Here is a 275-nt window from a genome sequence, read left to right as displayed (position 1 = left end):
TTAAACCAATAACTGTAGCGCTCAGTTTATTCTTCGGCTTTGGTGACATAGCCATTACGCCGATCCTCCCGTTCTTTCCAGCGGAAATACCAGTTCACTGCACAGGTGATAACGGTACATGCGATACCGACAATGATTGCCCAGTCACTCAGGCTTAATCCTGCAATTCTGTCGGCCAACATCCAGGACACCTCTTTTGCTGTTTTAGCTGTTTCGGCGTATGCCTTTGCTGATACACCGCAACCGGTCAGCGTGGTTCCTGTTCCATATGAGAG

Annotated in this window: 1 protein-coding gene; it reads right to left on the bottom strand. The window is 48.7% G+C overall.

The genetic code is table 11. The features are described from left to right. Positions 1–26 precede the first annotated feature (26 nt). The coding region (locus tag FDX22_RS31725; protein ID WP_255433019.1) for a phage holin at positions 27–275 on the bottom strand (249 nt) is incomplete at its 5' end.

Origin of the sequence: Citrobacter sp. TBCS-14, assembly GCF_005280805.1 — a bacterium.
GTDB lineage: Bacteria > Pseudomonadota > Gammaproteobacteria > Enterobacterales > Enterobacteriaceae > Citrobacter > Citrobacter gillenii.
This window is presented reverse-complemented; position numbering and strand designations above follow the sequence as displayed.